The 14,686-nt window shown below is 69.5% G+C and carries 11 protein-coding genes; 7 read left to right on the forward strand and 4 right to left on the reverse strand.

What is annotated here, in order from left to right; genetic code table 11:
• Positions 1–4 precede the first annotated feature (4 nt).
• Together CACI_RS05525 and CACI_RS05530 are read right to left on the reverse strand one after the other, a co-directional pair.
• Entirely contained in the window at positions 5–667 is a 663-nt protein-coding gene (locus CACI_RS05525) for a hypothetical protein (protein ID WP_143765154.1), read from the reverse strand.
• 1,145 nt (positions 668–1,812) lie between these two features.
• Positions 1,813–2,436 (reverse strand): acetate uptake transporter, encoded by a 624-nt coding sequence (locus CACI_RS05530; protein ID WP_012785337.1) that lies wholly within the window; start codon positions 2,434–2,436, stop codon positions 1,813–1,815.
• Positions 2,437–2,641: 205 nt separating this feature from the next.
• Here CACI_RS05530 and CACI_RS05535 point away from each other — a divergent pair, with 205 nt between their 5' ends.
• The gene (locus tag CACI_RS05535) at positions 2,642–3,268 is read left to right on the forward strand and encodes an SRPBCC family protein (protein ID WP_012785338.1); all 627 of its coding nucleotides are present in this window, start codon (positions 2,642–2,644) and stop codon (positions 3,266–3,268) included.
• A gap of 114 nt (positions 3,269–3,382) precedes the next feature.
• On the opposite strand, the gene CACI_RS05540 is transcribed toward CACI_RS05535, so the two are convergent.
• Positions 3,383–5,449 carry a S9 family peptidase gene (locus tag CACI_RS05540; protein WP_012785339.1) on the reverse strand — a complete coding sequence of 689 codons (2,067 nt, stop codon included), beginning with the start codon at positions 5,447–5,449 and terminating at the stop codon, positions 3,383–3,385.
• 84 nt (positions 5,450–5,533) lie between these two features.
• Between CACI_RS05540 and CACI_RS05545 the strand changes: the two genes are divergently transcribed.
• The 3 genes from CACI_RS05545 to CACI_RS05555 all read left to right on the forward strand — a co-directional run bounded on the left by CACI_RS05545 (position 5,534) and on the right by CACI_RS05555 (position 10,017).
• Complete coding sequence (locus CACI_RS05545; protein WP_012785340.1) at positions 5,534–6,598, forward strand: ATP-binding protein; 1,065 nt, start codon at positions 5,534–5,536, stop codon at positions 6,596–6,598.
• A gap of 85 nt (positions 6,599–6,683) precedes the next feature.
• The gene (locus CACI_RS05550) at positions 6,684–8,510 is read left to right on the forward strand and encodes a vWA domain-containing protein (RefSeq protein ID WP_012785341.1); all 1,827 of its coding nucleotides are present in this window, start codon (positions 6,684–6,686) and stop codon (positions 8,508–8,510) included.
• Between the two features lie 172 nt (positions 8,511–8,682).
• A complete protein-coding gene (locus tag CACI_RS05555) occupies positions 8,683–10,017 on the forward strand; it encodes a lipase family protein (RefSeq protein WP_012785342.1) in 1,335 nt (444 codons plus the stop codon).
• Between the two features lie 110 nt (positions 10,018–10,127).
• Here CACI_RS05555 and CACI_RS05560 read toward each other — a convergent pair whose 3' ends face one another.
• Positions 10,128–11,087 (reverse strand): cytochrome c oxidase assembly protein, encoded by a 960-nt coding sequence (locus CACI_RS05560; RefSeq protein ID WP_012785343.1) that lies wholly within the window; start codon positions 11,085–11,087, stop codon positions 10,128–10,130.
• A gap of 382 nt (positions 11,088–11,469) precedes the next feature.
• Here CACI_RS05560 and CACI_RS49605 point away from each other — a divergent pair, with 382 nt between their 5' ends.
• The 3 genes from CACI_RS49605 (at position 11,470) to CACI_RS05575 (ending at position 14,623) form a co-directional block, all read left to right on the forward strand.
• Complete coding sequence (locus CACI_RS49605; protein WP_143765155.1) at positions 11,470–12,087, forward strand: hypothetical protein; 618 nt, start codon at positions 11,470–11,472, stop codon at positions 12,085–12,087.
• 101 nt (positions 12,088–12,188) lie between these two features.
• Positions 12,189–12,944 (forward strand): YcnI family copper-binding membrane protein, encoded by a 756-nt coding sequence (locus CACI_RS05570; RefSeq protein ID WP_012785345.1) that lies wholly within the window; start codon positions 12,189–12,191, stop codon positions 12,942–12,944.
• Positions 12,941–14,623 (forward strand): copper resistance CopC/CopD family protein, encoded by a 1,683-nt coding sequence (locus tag CACI_RS05575; RefSeq protein WP_012785346.1) that lies wholly within the window; start codon positions 12,941–12,943, stop codon positions 14,621–14,623. Before CACI_RS05570 ends, CACI_RS05575 begins: the two co-directional genes overlap by 4 nt.
• Positions 14,624–14,686 lie beyond the last annotated feature (63 nt).

Here is a 14,686-nt window from a genome sequence, read left to right on the forward strand (position 1 = left end):
ACCACTATTGCTGCTGCTGGTGCTGTTGCTGGACGGCGAGGATCTCGGCGACGCGCTGGCCCTGCTTCGTGGGCATCATGGTGGCGACCATCGAGCCGTCGGTGAAGTGCAGCTCGGCACGCGGCGTGCGTCCGTGGAGCGCGGCATCCTTGGTGCCCTCGGTGCGGATGCCAGCGATCGCGGTGCGCGGCACAGCGTGGACCAGCCGCATGGAGGAGCCACCAGCGCGCCCGGCGCGGAAGATGAGATACCGCCGATCGGTGAGCACGCCCCACGAACCGGGCCCGTAGTCCTCGCGAGTGGCCCGCGCATAGCGAATGAACCACCCAGCCTGACTTTCCCACCCACCGAGAAACACCGGCCCGGCCAGCTTCCGATTGAGCGCCTCAGTCCCCTTCTCAGCAATCCGCTCATTCATCGCATCAAGCGGATTAAGCGCCCACTTCAGCCCCTTGTTGAGCTTCCTATCAGCGCGATTGATCCCCCCAAGCACCCGATGCTGCCCCTCGATCGCGATCATCAGCTCCCGAGGCGTCTCCGGAATGGTGTCATCAAGCTTGAGAACGAACCCGTAATAAACGGACTCACCCGGCTCAAGAAAAGGCGCCGCCCCCTCCACAAGCCGATCACGCGCCGGCACATGATTCGCCGGCGGCGGAAAACTCACGCCCTGCACCTGCGACACCGGCTGCTGCGGCGCATACGGCGCAGGAGGCTGCTGCCACGCCGGAACTTGCGCCGGTGCGGCGGCCGATTGCTGCCACGCGGGATTGGCAGGCGGGGGCGAATACGCTGCGGGAGCTGGTGGCGAGGCGCTAGCAGGCTGCTGCCATGCCGGTTGGGCAGGCGGCGCCGGTTGCTGCCAAGCCGGTGCGGGAGTCTGTGGTGGTGCCGCGGCAGGCTGCTGCCATGCCGGAGCTTGCGGGGCAGCGGCATGCTGTTGCCAGGCCGGTTCGGAAGATGGCGCTGGTTGCTGCCAAGCAGGTGTTGGAGTCTGTCCTGGTGCGCCGGACTGTTGCCACGCCGCATCGGCATGAGGCTGCGAATAGGGCGCGGGAGCGTGCGGTGTGCCGGAAGGCTGCTGCCAGGCTGGAACCTGCGGTGGTGTGGCTCCGGACTGATGCGCCGCGTCGGCATGAGGCTGCGAATACTGCGCGGGAGCGTGCGGCGTGCCGGAAGGCTGCTGCCAGGCGGGTTCGGCAGATGGCGCTGCATGCTGCTGGGCTGCGGGCGGTTGCTGCCAGGCCGGAGCTTGCGGTGGTCCGGCGGCTGATTGCTGCCATGCGGCGCCGGCGGGAGGCTGCTGCTGCCATTGCTGGTTCGGAGCTCCCGCCTGCGGTTGCTGCCAGGCCGGTGCGGTGGGCAGCGCTGGATACTGCTGGCCGGGTTGTGGTTGTTGCCATGCGGGCTGCTGTTGCCAGCCCTGGTTCGGAGTCGGCGCGGGTGGGGGCGCGTAAGGCTGCTGATGCTGCTGCGGGGCGTGGGCCTTCTCGTTTTCGTTTCCGTATGGGTTCACCGGGCGGGGTGGATACGGGTGCGGGTCGGGTTGGTTCATGCAGTCCCCCATGGCGTGCGGAATTGCTGCTGTTGTGCGCCAAGGGTAGGGCAGTGGTGGTTGCGGCTACTCGTCTGTTGGGGGAGGGGGTTTGTCGGTCTCGGGGGGCTTGGGCTTTGGGTGCTCTGGGTCCGCTTCGTCGGGCGGGGGGTGGTCTTGCTTCAGCCATACGCGGGTGCGGGTGCGCGTGTGGGTGGGACGGACCGCGCCTGCGGCCCGTCCTGATTTGCGTACACCGGGTCCGGTGGGGCGAGCGGTCATCTCGGCCAGGTGGGTAGCACTGTTTTGCCGTGGGTGGCGTTGACTACCGCGGCGGAGGATGCGTACCAGGCTACTGCTGCTGTGACGATGCCGAACCAGCCGCCGAGCTTGGTCATGGCGTCGGGGGAGGGGTTGTTCATGAAGGCGCCGATGGCCAGGAAGAGGAAGGTGAGGGTCAGCAGGACGAAGACGGCCAGGACCGCGAGGTTCGTCTTCAGGGCCGCCAGGGTCATGTAGGCGGTGAAGATGCACCAGGCCAGCAGGTACAGGCCGATCGCCTGGTGAATGTCGCCGGCGTTGGCGGGCGAGAGCTTGACCAGGGCCCAGTAGCTGAGCCAGAAGGCGCCGAAGGAGGCGAACGCGGTCGCGCCGAAGGTGTTGCCGCGCCTGAACTCCCACATACCGGCGAGCAGCTGCGTGGCGCCGCCGTAGAACAGCGCGAGGGCCAGGACGACGTTCACCGCCCCGGTCTCCTTGATGATGTTCGCGTTCACAAAGCTGAGCACGAACGTCGTCATGGCGAAACCGGCGAGTCCGAGTGGGGCGGGATCAGCGATAGCGATGCCGGAGACGGGGGGCGCTACAGGCGCCGGCCGGCCGGTGGGTGTCGTCTCGCTCATTGCGCGACTCCTTCCGCGGGGGAAAGAACAGACAAATCCACTCATCCCAGAGTAGATCGGACACGCGCTGATGAATAGAGCTGAGTACGCCAGTCGGTGACTACGCGGCTCGTTAGAGCCTCTCACGCTTCCTATTGACTCTCGCGATACTTGAGTTATAAGTTCTAACTATAGCGATAGTTGATAACTCATGAGGGGTCACGCCATGTTCGCCACCGCCCGCACCGTCCTGGTCGCACTCCCGCTAGCCGCCGCCCTGTTCGGTGGCCTGACCGCGCCGGCGCACGCCGTCACCAACACCGCCGACACGCAGCGCCCGCTGACCTGCCAAGGCCAAGGCATCGACCCCACAGCCCAGCTCCACTACCAGACGCAGATCTTTATCAAGGCGCCGCTGAGCACGGTATGGCGCGTGCACACCGACGTCGCGGCGTGGCCACAGTGGCAGCGCGCGGTCAGCACGATGAAGCCGCTGACGCCCGGAGCGCTGCGCCCGGGCTCGCAGTTCCGCTGGACGACGCCGGCGCCGGCCACCGCCTCGACGCCCGCGACCACGCTGGTCGTCACCTCCACCGTGCAGGACGTCCGCCCCGGTCAGTGCATCCGCTGGATGGGTCCGGCGATCGGCGACGGGCTGCGCATCGACCGTGGCACGCACGTCTGGAACTTCATCAAGGTCCCGGGTGGGGTGATCGTCCGCACCGAGGAGAGCTGGACCGGTGCCCAGATCGAGGCCGACCCCGCGACCGCCATCCGCTACCTGGCGCCGGGACTGGACGAGTGGCTGGCGGACCTCAAGGCGCGCGCCGAGGCACAGGCCTGCCAGCACTGAAAGGTCACTAAAGGGCCACTGAAAGGCCACTGAAAGGGGCAGGCAGCAAATAAATGATGGATCGGCACCGCATCGCCATGAAGCGAAGCGAGCCGATCCATCATCAACGCACGCCTACACCAAATCAGGCTGCTGCCACTCCTCGCCCAGCACATGCTCGGCCAGGAAGGCCCGCACCGTCTCGTACCAGAGCTTCGACTCCTGCGGCCGCATGATCCAGTGGTTCTCGTCGGGGAAGTACAAGAACTTCGCCTCCTTCCCCCGCCGCTGCAAGTCCTGCCACTGCCACAGCGCGTTCGCGACCGGGACGCGGTAGTCGTTGTTCCCGTGGATGATCAGCATCGGGGAGCTGACGTTGTCCGCGTACAGATGCGGCGACCAGCGCAGCGCGTGCTCGGGGCGCAGCATGACGTCGCCGTACGCCTGGCGGAAGAACCAGGGCACGTCCGAGACCGTGCGCAGCTGCGCGTTCCACACCCCCGCGTGCGAAATCAGAGCCTTGAAACGGTCCGTCTGCGTCGCGATCCAGTTCGTCAGGTAGCCGCCGTACGAGCCGCCCATCGCCGCGGTGCGCGTGCCGTCGATGTCCGGCCGGTCGATCACCGCGTCGGTGGCGGCCATGATGTCGTGGAACGCGGTCCCGCTGCCCTCGCCCTTGCCGCGGTCGACGAAAGCCTGCCCGTAGCCGGTGGACAGCGAGTAGTCCGGCAGCAGGACGGCGTACCCGCGCTGCACCAGCACCCACGGATTGGCCCGCCAGCTCCAGGCGTTGCTGCTCATCAGCGGACCGCCGTGGATCCACACGACCAGCGGCGCCGGACCCTCGGCGCCGGTCGGCAGCACCAGCCGGGAGTGGATGACCGTGCCGTCCTCGGCGGTCGCCGTCACCTCCTCGACCCAGCCGGGCAGCGGCACCGTGTCGCCGGGCGCCGCCAACAGGAACGGCTCCTGGTCCTCGGTCGCCGTGTCCAGGCGGACCGGACGCGCCGGGGCGTCGGTGGCGCTGCGGATCGCGAACAGCGTGCCGCCGTCAGGGGTGACGTGCAGGCTGCTGTACGCGGCGCGGTCGCCGGTGAGCCGGGTGACCTCGCCGGTCGCCACGTCCACCTTGAACACCGGCGCGCGGCCCAGCTGGTCGGCGGTGAAGTAGAGGGCTGAGGAACCCGGCGCCCACACCAGTCCCTGCGGCCACAGGTCCAGGTGCTCCGCGAGCGCCTGGCTCGGACCGCCGGCCAGTGGCTGGAGATGGATGGTGGGCTTGCCCGTCGCCTCGAACGTGTCGAGGTCGCTGCGCAGGTACGCGACGGTGCTGTCGTCGGGGGAGATCACCGGGGCGGCATGCGGCGAGTGGTCGTGCTCCGGATCGCCGGCGAACAGCGTCGACGTGCCGGATGCGACGTCGAGCAACCGCAGTTCGGCGACGTGCTCACTGTTCGGCAGAGCTGCGAGGACGCCGTAGACCACCTTCGATCCGTCGGAGCTGACAGCGAACGAATCCATCACCGGACCGAGGTCGCCAGTGACGTCGCGCAGCTCCAGCTTCCCCTCCGCGCCCGGCGCGTCGGCGACGAACAAGCGAGTGCCGTCCGGACCGAGCTGCGAGTCCCACTCGCGAATCCGCGCCTGCGTGTGCAGGATCGCGGTGACGTTCGCGTCCTTGCGAGCCTTGCGGCGCGCGGCGTCGTCGTCGAGATCCTTCGCCTCGGGCATGACCCGGGCAGTCAGCACGATCCGGCCGGTCTTCCTCGCGACCGCGACGCTCCCGATCCCGGCCGGCGGCGCGGCCAGCAGCCGGGCTTCGCCGCCGCGTGCGGACAGCAGCCACAGTCCTTGGTTGTCGCCGTTGCCGTTGTCGCTCTCCTTCGCGTCCGGGTCGGCGCGCTTGGCGGCGAACAGCAGGGAGCCGTCTGGGAGGAAGGACGGGGACGACTCGCCGGCCGCCGACCGGGTCAGCCGGAACGGGGCGCCGCCGTCGCGGTCGACCTCCCAGACCGAGGAGACGACCTTCTTGCCGTCCGGGGAGAGGTTCTGCACCCCGACCACCAGACGGCTGCCGTCCGGAGCCAGCGCGAGGCCGCTCACCCGGGGGATCTCCATGAATTTCGCCAGGTCCTCGAACGGGCTCGGGTCTCGGCCGTCCGTGGCCTGCGGGGCTTCGGTATCCGTGGTGTGCTCACTCATCCCGGCCACAGTAGCTGTCGCCGGTCTGAGCGCAGCCGAAAATCCCATGACAACGCCTCGGCGGCGGGCGACCATGAAGGCACGATGCAGTCCGCAACCACCGTCACTCCCTCGCAGCTGCCCTCTCTGCTGCTGGCCACCGCGACCGTCCGCCCCGTCTTCCTGTGGGGCGCGCCCGGCATCGGCAAGTCCTCGCTGGTCCGAGCCTTCGCCGACAGCCTCGCCCTGCCGTGTGTCTCGCTGCTGGGTACCCAACTCGCCCCCGAAGACCTCATCGGCGTCCCGCAGATCACCCCGGAGGGGCGCAGCCGCTTCTGCCCGCCGGAGATGATCGCGCGCGACGAGCCGTACTGCCTGTTCCTCGACGAGCTGAACGCTGCCTCGCCAGACGTGCAGAAGGCGTTCTACAGCCTCATCCTCGACCGGCGGATCGGCTCCTACGAGCTGCCCGCGGGATCCATCGTCATCGGCGCCGGCAACCGCGCCACCGACAACGCGCTCGCGCGTCCCATGGCCAGCGCGCTGGTCAACCGGCTGATCCATGTGCACCTGCGGGCTTCGGCCGCCGACTGGTTCGAGTGGGCCGGCGCCAACAACGTGCATCCGTGGGTGCTGGACTACCTCACCGAGCGGCCCGACCAGCTGTGGTCGCAGGCGCCCAAGACCGAGGAAGCGTTCTCCACGCCGCGCTCCTGGCACATGCTGTCCGACGCGCTGCACTCCTGGGGCGAGGCGCCGGAGGAGGAGATGCTGAAGGTCCTGGCCTCCGGGACGCTGACGCCCTCGCACGCTGCCGGGTTCTGCGGCTGGGTGAAGATCGTGCGGAACTCCTACGGCTTCGAAGCGATCCTGAAGGGCGACGCGTCATGGCCGCGCCGTCCCCAGGACCGCGACCTGCTCTACTACCTCGCCGAGGCGTTCCGCGCGCGGCTGGTCAAGGAGCTGCCGGCCGAGAAGAACCAGGGCTCGACCGCCGGGCGGCAGCTGGCGTTCCGCGCCAAGGCGCTGCTCGTCGAGCTGGCGGAGATCTCGCTGGAGATCGCGCAGACCGTGCTCGCCGACGACGAGGACGGCGTGCCGCTGCTGCCGACGTGGTTCCTGGTCGAGGCGGCGCGCGATCTGCCGCGGCTGGTCGCGGCTCGGCAGTAGGGCTGGTAAGGCTCCTGAAAGTGCGGTCCAGAAGTCGGGCCCGCCGCAAGGCCAGAGGCAGAGCTAGAGGTAGAGACAGGGCCTGATGGGCAAGTCCAAGAAGAAGATTCCGGATCCGACCCTCGCCGACTTCGAGGCGGGCCTGGCCCTGCTCGCCGTCCACCCGGCCTTCTCCCACCTGCGCGTCGGCTCGGTCTGCCGGGCTCCGCAGTGTCCGCACGCGCCGGAGCGCGGTTTCTGCCGCGTCGACTCCAACGGGACCGTGCACGTCTCGCGCTCCCACCGGGCCACACCGGAACAGTGGGCCTGGGCTGTCGCGCACGCGCAGCTGCATCTGGGCTTCGGCCACGTCCCGGCGGACACCTCGGGCGAGCGTCCGCAGCCGGACGCCGTGGCGGTCGCCGCGCGTTGCGCCGTCGTCAACCGGTTCCTGGACTCGCTCCACATCGGCGCGCCGCTACCGCCGGAACTGCTGGAGACCAGCGGTTCGGACGAGGAGGCGCTGGCCGAGCGCTGGCGCCGGCTCGGCGTGCCGCCGGCGTTCGCCGATCCCGAGCTGATCGGGACCGCCGGGCCTGAGCCGGATCAGATTCTCGTCGCGTACACGGGAACCTGGCGGACGGCCGACGGCAAAGTCCCGGACTGGCGTGCCGGCTTCGCGCGGTCGCTGTCCCGCGCGGTGACCGCAGCCGTCGACGTCGCAGGCGGCGGCCGCGAGAGCATGAGCCACGGCGCTCGGCGCAAGAAGCCGTGGGAGCTGGCGCTGAGCTGGTTCGTGGCGTCCTATCCGCTGCTCGGCGGTATCGCGGCGGGACTGACGCTCGTCTCGGACCTGGATACCGCGCAGGCACACCAGATCTGGATCGCCGCCGTCGACGCCTCGATCGGCGAGGTGTACATCAACCCTCTGGCTGCGCTGACCGAGGCCGAGTGGCGCTTCGTGCTCGCCCACGAGATGCTGCACGCCGCGCTCCGGCACGGCGACCGCGTCGGCGGACGCGACCGTTTCCTGTGGAACGTGGCCGCGGACTACGTGATCAACGGCTGGCTGCTGGAGATGGAAGTCGGCGACATGCCCGACGGCTGTCTGTACGACCCGGAGCTGGCGGGCATGTCGGCCGAGGAGGTCTACGACCGCATCGCCAAGGACCTGCGCCGCATCCGCAAGCTCCGGACGCTGCGCGGCGCGGGCGTCGGCGACGTGCTGCACGAGCCGCTGCCGACCGCCGCCGACAAGCGAGGCGTCACAGACCTCGACGACTTCTACCGGCGCGCATTGCTCACCGGTTTCGCCTACCACCGCGACGGCGATCGCGGGTTCGTGCCGGCCGGTCTGAGCCAGGAGATCAAGACCCTGGAGCACCCGCCGCCGAAGTGGGACGCGCAGCTGGCGCGCTGGTTCGACGAGTACCTGCCGCGTGTCGAGCCGACCCGCAGTTACGCGCGGCCGTCGCGGCGTCAGTCGTCGACCCCTGATATTCCGCGTCCGGGGCGGTACCACCCGACCGAGCTGGTGCCCCAGGTGACGTTCGGCGTAGTGCTGGACACCTCGGCGTCGATGGACGTCCGACAGTTGGGCAAGGCTCTTGGCGCCGTCGCCTCCTACGCCGCGGCGCGCGACGTCCCGGCGGTGCGCGTCGTCTACTGCGACGCGGCGCCGAAGGATGCCGGATACGTGCCGGTCGAGGAGATCGGACACCGGCTGCGCGTGTGGGGTCGCGGCGGGACGGTGCTCCAGCCCGGAATCCGCTTGCTGGAGAAGGCCGCGGACTTCCCCGCGGACGCGCCGATCCTGATCATCACCGACGGCGCGTGCGATGTGCTGACGGTGCGGCGGAGCCACGCGTATCTCGTGCCGGCCGGACTTTCGCTGCCGTTCAAGCCGCACGGGCCGGTGTTCGGGTTCCGGTGAGCCGCCGGGGCGAAACGCCGCGATGGTGCTAGAACGGTCGATACATCGCAAAGTTCGTAGATCGAATAAACGCTGCGATGAACTGCTCGTTTCCAGCTCTGTACACCGACCTTACTGATTGGTAACTTACTCCGAGTAGGTCTGTGATCCACTTCACTCGCCAAGGAGTGCCATGCGCAGAAGACCAGTTCGGCGTGCCGCCGCGACCGCCGCCGTGGTCGCCCTCGCCGCCGCCGGCATCAGCACGGCCACGGCCACGACGTCCTCCGCCGCCGCGTCCGACTCGTTCTACACCTACAGCGGCTCCGCGCCGCTGGCGTCGTACGCCCCGGGCACCGTCCTGAACACGCGGACGCTGCAGTACCACGTCGTCGGGATCCCCACACCGGTCACGGCGATCCAGATCCTGTTCCGCACCACCGACGCCCAAGGGCGGGCGACCGCCGGGGTGACCTCGGTGATCCGCAGCATCTCCGGCAACAGCGGCAAAGCCGTGTCCTACCAGTCGTTCTACGACTCGCTGAACCCGGCGGACAGCCCGTCGCGCGCCATCGCCGGGGACCTGACCCTCGGCGGCGTCATCCCCAACGCCGAGGCGCTGTTCGTGACGCCGTTGGTGCTCCAGGGCTACAACGTCGTCATCCCCGACACCGAGGGGCAGAGCGCCGACTTCGCCGCCGGACCCGAGTACGGGACCACCACGCTGGACTCGATCCGCGCCGCCGAGAGCAGCGCGGCGGGGACCGGCATGACCAGCGCCACCAAGTTCGGGCTGGAGGGCTACTCCGGCGGCGCCATCGCCACCGGCTGGGCCGCGGCGCTCGCTCCGTCGTACGCACCCGAGGTCAACCAAGACCTGGTGGGCTTCGCCGAGGGCGGCCTGTTGGTCGACCCCGCGCACAATCTGAAGTACGTCGCGGGTTCCCTGGTGTGGTCCGGCGTCATCCCGATGGCGATCATCGGCGTCGCGCGCTCGTACAGCATCGACTTCAGCAAGTACCTGAACTCCTACGGCATGAAGGTCTACAACCAGCTGCAGCAGGGCTCGATCGTGAACGCCCTCGGTGAGTACCCGGGATTGACCTGGCAGAAGATGGCCAAGCCGCAGTACGCGAACCCGGACTCGGTGCCGGAGTTCGTCGCCGCGGTCAACAAGATCAACCTCGGCTCGGTCGGCACCCCGACCGTCCCCGGCTACATCGCGCAGGGTGGCGGCGGCATTCTGGAGGGGACCCTGTCGAACCCGCCGGGCATCGGGACCGGCGACGGCGTGATGGTGGCCGGCGACGTTCGCGCCCTGGCCCGCCAGTACTGCGCGACCGGCGACGGCTCGATCAAGTACGACCAGTTCGACCTGCTGAGCCACACCGGGACCGCGGTTCCGTGGGCGCCGCTGGCGCTGCTCTGGCTGAACGACCGGTTCGCGGGGAACGCCGCGCCTTCGGACTGCGGGTCGATCGCTGCCGGGAACTCGCTGACGCCGGAACAGGTGGTCCCGGCTTCCTGAGGAGCGCCGCCTAGATAGTCAGTGTGCGCATCTCGCATCCCGCATCCCGCGAGCCGCCGTGGCGGTGTCGCGGGATGCGGCGTTCAGGCAGTGCTCGACCTCGACGGGTCTCAGGCGCTGCCCCGGTTGAGCCCTGCCAGGTAGTCGTTGTAGGCGTTCAGCTCGGCGTCGTTGTCGCGGTCGGCGGCTCGGTCGCGCCGCACCGCCGCACGGGTGTCGGCGCGCCGCCACTGCATGAACAGCACCAGCAGGACCAGCACGCTCGGGATCTCCGAGAACGCCCAGGCGATCGCGCCGGCGGCGTGCTCGTCGGCCAGCGCCGTGCCGGACCAGGTGGCGGGGTGGTGCGTGAACACCGTGGTGGTCAGGCTGCTGGACATCATGACCGCGATGCCGAAGAAGGCGTGGAAGGGCATGCCGCCGAACAGTTCCAGGATGCCCAGGACCGGGTTGGCGCGGCGGGGACCGGGGTCGACGCCGAGGATCGGGTAGAAGAACAGCAGACCGACGAACAGGAAGTGGAGCAGCATCAGGTCGTGGGTCCACCAGGTGCTCATCAGCGTCGTGAACAGCGAGGTGAAGTAGAGCCCGTACAGGCTGCCGACGAACAGCGGCAGCGTGAACCAGGGCGCGGTGATCACCTTGCAGGCGCGCGAGTGCAGCGCGTGCACGAGCACCTCGCGCGGGCCCAGGCGGCCGTGCGGCGCAGCGGGCAGGGCACGGAGCGTGAGCGTGATCGGCGCGCCGAGCAGCAGTAGGACCGGGCTCACCATGGACAGCACCATGTGTTGGACCATGTGGATGCTCATCAGCTGCATCCCGTAGCCGCCGATGCCGGTCGCGGTCACTTCCACGATGGTGGCGATCCCCAGGAGGAACGCCAGGGTCCGGCCGGGCTGCCAGCGGTCACCGCGGCGATGCAGCCGCCACACCCCGAGCACGTACAGCAACGCCACCAGCAGGCAGGCGAGCGGTTCGATCGGAATCGGCTGCGGATGCCAGGCCAGCAGCCGGCCGAGCGTGGCAGGGACCTCGGGCATCCAGCCGGGGCCGCTCATCCCGTCGCCCATGGCGGTGCTCCTCGTGCTCCTGGTGAGTGGCTGATGACCGGGGAGTCGCGGATGGCGGACTGTGCGACCGTCGGCGTCCCGGCTGAGCCCATGGTCCCATACGGCCTGTCGATCTCTGCGGCCGGTGGTGCTTGTGGCGGCCGCGCTTCCCGGGGAGGAGCGACGGGATGTGTCGGGCGCATGTGTCGGGCGCTGTGTCCTCAGTGCACCAAAAGTCCACCTCTCGTCCGCACATCAACCAGAGGCGCCATAAAACGGCACTGTCCGCGCCGCGAGACCGTTCGGCCGAAAGAGCAAGGGCGGAGCAGACGCGGGGCGGACGCGATGCGATGATGTGTCCGCCATGGACCCCCGGAGTGTCGCCCCCAATGCGCGGGCCGCTGTGTTCGCAGCGGTCTGCACGCTGTTGGCGGTCGCGGCGCACCGGTTGATGTCGTCGGCGGGTATTCCGCTTGCGGCGGAGGTGCTCGGTGCGGCGGCGGTGTTCTGCTTCGCGCGGATTGCTGCGGCGCTGGGTGAGCGCGGGTTGGTCGTGATCGGTCTGCTCGTCGGTGGTTCGCAGATCGGGTTGCACCTGCTGTTCCATGCGTTTCAGGCTGCGGCGACGGCGTCCTCGGCAGCTATGTCATCGGTGCCGTCATCGGTGCCGGTTTCCATGCCGGGTATGGATGATATGCCGGGGATGTCTGGCGTGTCGGGATCGCCGTCACTGCTCGGGACGTCGTCCGGCATGACGATCGCCCACATCGTCGCCGCCGCCGCTGCCGCCTGGTGGCTGCGGCGCGGTGAGGCGGCGCTGTTCGGTGCGGTCGAGCGCGGACGCGTGGTGCTGGGCGCCTCGTGGCGGATGGTGGCGTGGTGGATCGCGGGGATGCGGCCGATTCGGTCGGCGCCTCCTGCGGTGCCGGCTGTCGGTCTCGACGTCCGTCGACCGGCTTTGGCGCGCGCATTGCTGTTCACGGTGATCAGGAGAGGTCCGCCGCCGGCTTCGGTTCGGTAGTGGATCATCGGTACCGCTCTGCCCATTTTGACCGCAATGTACTGCGGGTGCGGCGGCGGCTCCGTCACTTTCTCGTGCTCTCTTTCACCGTGGAGATACCCATGTCCAAGCTCTCTCGCGGAGCGGCGCTGACCGGTGCCGTCCTCACCGTCTTGGCGATCGCCGGTCCGGCGTCCGCGCACGTCACCATCAGCCCGAACACGACCGCCAAGGGCGGCAGCGACATCGAGCTGACCTTCCGCGTCCCCAACGAGGAGGCGCAGGCGACCACCACTCAGGTCGAGGTCGACTTCCCGACCGACAAGCCGATCACCGGCGTGCTGCCGGAGCCCACGCCGGGGTGGACGGTCAAGGTCGACAACGTCACGCTCGCCACGCCGATCAAGACCGACGACGGCACGGTCACGCAGGTCGTGCAACGCATCACTTGGAGCGGCGGACAGCTCGCGCCGGGGCAATACCAGGGCTTCCGGGTGATGCTCGGCAGCGTGCCGGATGACGCCGACAGCCTTACTTTCAAGGCCTTGCAGACCTACTCCAACGGCGATGTGGTCCGCTGGATCGACGTCCAGCAGTCCGGGCAGCCGGAGCCCGACCACCCGGCGCCGGTGCTCACGTTGGGTGCGGCGGCTCCCGACGGCGATGCCTCCTCCGCGCCGTCCAGCCCGCAGGTGACGGCTACGGCGTCGAGCGCCCCGAACGCCGGCGCCGGCACCCCGGCCGCGTCGGCCAAGAGCAGCGACTCGACGGCGCGCGGTCTCGGTATCGCCGGGATCGTCATCGGCGTGCTCGGCCTCGGGGCGGGTGCGTTCGGCGTTGGGGCGGCGCGGCGCAAGGGAGCCGGGACGTCGCAATGACGCGTCGCTTCGCGTGGGTGGTCGCGGTCGTCGTCGTGGTGCTTGTCGCCGTGGCGCCGTCCGCGTCCGCGCATGCCACGGTGGTCTCCACGTCGCCGAGCGACGGCCAGGTCGTGGCTGCCGCGCCGAGCGTGGTGTCGGTGCGGTTCGACGAGCCGGTGCAGATGCAGTTCGGGGCGCTGCGGGTGTTCTCGCCGTCCGGGGCGCGGGTGGACGAGGGCACTCCGTCGCATCCGCCGGGGCATTCGGACACTGTGCAGGTCGCCGTGGGCTCGAACCTGGGTCGCGGTACGTACACGGTCGCCTGGCATGTGATCTCGGCGGACTCGCATCCGGTGTCGGGGGCGTTCACGTTCAGCGTCGGCGCGTCGTCGTCGACCTCGGTGCCGCAGGACACGTTGAACGCTGCTGGGAGCAAGGCGGTCGGGGTCCTTTATGGGTTCGCGCGCGGGACTGCTTATGGCGGCTTCGCGCTGATGGTCGGTGCCACTGCGTTTCTGCTCTGCTGCTGGCCGACGGGAGCCGCTTCGCGCCGGGTGCGGGTCGTGATCGGCGGAGGCTGGGCTGCGTTGGTGGTCGCGACGTTCGCCGTGCTCGGGTTGCAGGGTCCTTATGACGGCGGCTTCGGGCTGAGCCGGGTCTTCGACAGCGCGGTGCTGCACACCACGCTCGGGACTCGACTCGGCACGGCGCTGGCGGTGCGGTTGCTCCTGCTCGGAGCGGCTGGCATCGGGTTGGTGTTGTTGCTGCCGCGGATCGCGGGGGCTTCGGACCGGCTGCGGATCACGGCGGTTGCGGTCGGGGCGGCGCTGGCTGTCGCGATCGCGGCGACGTGGGCTACCGCCGACCACGCCGGGACCGGTTCGCAGGTCGCGCTCGCGCTGCCGCTGGACGTCGTGCACGTGATGGCGATGGCGGTGTGGCTCGGCGGGCTGACGGTCGTGGTCGCGGTGTTGCTGCGGCCGGCGGGCGCCGAGGTGCCGGTGCTGGCGGCGGCGATCCGGCGGTTCTCGACCATCGCGCTGTGCTGTATCGGCACGTTGGTCGCCAGCGGCACGTATCAGGCGTGGCGCCAGGTCGGGACGCTGGGAGCGCTGACCGGCACGGTTTACGGCAGGCTGTTGCTGTTCAAGCTGCTCGGGGTCGGGCTGCTGATCGGGCTGGGCTATCTGGCGCGGGTGTGGATCGCGCACTACCTGGCCGGTCCCGCGATGAAGGCCGACGCGGTGGCCATCCGGCAGCTGCGGCGCTCGACCGGTATCGAGGTCGTGTTCGCCACCGGCGTGCTCGCCATCACGGCGATGCTGGTGAACGCCCCGCCCGCGCGGACCGCGTACGCGGCGCCGGTCTCGACGACGGTCGCCTTCGACGCCGGCGGTCCGAAGGGGAAGGGCAGCGTGCAGATCTTCGTCTCGCCCGCGAAGGCCGGCACCGATCTCGTGCACATCGAGACGGTCTCCGCCTCGGGTGAGGCGGAGGTGGTGGCGCAGCTGACCGCGACGATGTCGTTGCCGGATCGGCAGCTCGGTCCGCTGCCGCTGAACCTGGACGGAGCGGGGACGGAGCACCATTACGGGAACGTCGCGATTCCGTTGCCGGGCAAGTGGATCATGGCGGTGACGGTGCGGACCGACGACATCGATGAGACGACGGTGCAGGTGCCGATCACTATTCGGTGAGGGGGGTCGGTGGTCGGTGGTCGGGCGGTGTGGGTGGTGGCTCGGCGGTCGCGGTGGTCTGGT

The organism is Catenulispora acidiphila DSM 44928, from assembly GCF_000024025.1.
Taxonomy (GTDB): domain Bacteria; phylum Actinomycetota; class Actinomycetes; order Streptomycetales; family Catenulisporaceae; genus Catenulispora; species Catenulispora acidiphila.